Source organism: Alteribacter natronophilus, assembly GCF_006007885.1.
Taxonomy (GTDB): Bacteria; Bacillota; Bacilli; order Bacillales; family Salisediminibacteriaceae; genus Alteribacter; species Alteribacter natronophilus.
Genome location: NZ_VCRO01000014.1, coordinates 1 through 1,092, shown reverse-complemented (window position 1 = coordinate 1,092; position 1,092 = coordinate 1). Strand labels below are relative to the sequence as shown.

The window sequence follows — 1,092 nt, the reverse complement described above, 5'->3', positions numbered from 1 at the left end:
TAGGCACGCCGCCAGCGTTCGTCCTGAGCCAGGATCAAACTCTCCGTAGAAAGTTCGATGTCTCTGACATCAAAATGAAAATTTATTGACGGGATATTTAAAATATCCCACGTTTCGCTTGGCTTCTGTTCAGTTTTCAAAGGTCACAATATGGTGGAGCCTAGCGGGATCGAACCGCTGACCTCCTGCGTGCAAAGCAGGCGCTCTCCCAGCTGAGCTAAGGCCCCTGAGTAATGGTCGGGAAGACAGGATTTGAACCTGCGACCCCTTGGTCCCAAACCAAGTGCTCTACCAAGCTGAGCTACTTCCCGTTAAAAATGGCGCGCCCGAGAGGAGTCGAACCCCTAACCTTCTGATCCGTAGTCAGACGCTCTATCCAATTGAGCTACGGGCGCATGAATGATGTTTTTATGGTGCCGAGGGCCGGACTTGAACCGGCACGGTAATTACTTACCGCAGGATTTTAAGTCCTGTGTGTCTGCCAATTCCACCACCCCGGCGAGGGTTTAATGGAGCGGAAGACGGGATTCGAACCCGCGACCCCCACCTTGGCAAGGTGGTGTTCTACCACTGAACTACTTCCGCAAATCAAAATGCAGACAAACTTAATTGAATTTTATAATGGTGCGGGTGAAGGGACTTGAACCCCCACGTCCGAAGACACTAGATCCTAAGTCTAGCGCGTCTGCCAATTCCGCCACACCCGCATTATAAAATGGTGAGCCATGAAGGACTCGAACCTTCGACCCTCTGATTAAAAGTCAGATGCTCTACCAACTGAGCTAATGGCTCCTGGATGGTGCTGGCCAGAGGACTTGAACCCCCAACCTACTGATTACAAGTCAGTTGCTCTACCAATTGAGCTAGGCCAGCTAAATAAATGGTGGAGGATGACGGGCTCGAACCGCCGACCCCCTGCTTGTAAGGCAGATGCTCTCCCAACTGAGCTAATCCTCCATTATTTTATATTCAGTTGACCCGTTGAAACGGGTTTGCCCAGCGGCGTCCTACTCTCACAGGGGGAGAGCCCCCAACTACCATCGGCGCTGGAGAGCTTAACTTCCGTGTTCGGCATGGGAACGGGTGTGACCT

General features: G+C 51.9%; 9 tRNA genes and 1 rRNA gene. All 10 read right to left on the bottom strand.

Going from position 1 to position 1,092, the window contains the following annotated elements:
* Positions 1-151: 151 nt before the first annotated feature.
* Positions 152-227, bottom strand: a tRNA-Ala gene (locus FGB90_RS19430).
* Positions 228-234: 7 nt separating this feature from the next.
* Positions 235-311: transfer RNA gene (locus FGB90_RS19425), tRNA-Pro, on the bottom strand.
* Between the two features lie 7 nt (positions 312-318).
* A tRNA-Arg gene (locus tag FGB90_RS19420) sits at positions 319-395 on the bottom strand.
* 16 nt (positions 396-411) lie between these two features.
* Positions 412-500 (bottom strand) — tRNA-Leu (locus FGB90_RS19415).
* 10 nt (positions 501-510) lie between these two features.
* Positions 511-585, bottom strand: a tRNA-Gly gene (locus FGB90_RS19410).
* Positions 586-622: 37 nt separating this feature from the next.
* Positions 623-707, bottom strand: a tRNA-Leu gene (locus tag FGB90_RS19405).
* A 9-nt stretch (positions 708-716) separates the two neighbouring features.
* A tRNA-Lys gene (locus tag FGB90_RS19400) sits at positions 717-792 on the bottom strand.
* A 5-nt stretch (positions 793-797) separates the two neighbouring features.
* A tRNA-Thr gene (locus FGB90_RS19395) sits at positions 798-873 on the bottom strand.
* Positions 874-881: 8 nt separating this feature from the next.
* Positions 882-957, bottom strand: a tRNA-Val gene (locus tag FGB90_RS19390).
* Between the two features lie 37 nt (positions 958-994).
* Positions 995-1,092 (bottom strand): 5S ribosomal RNA (gene rrf, locus FGB90_RS19385); the annotation flags it as partial.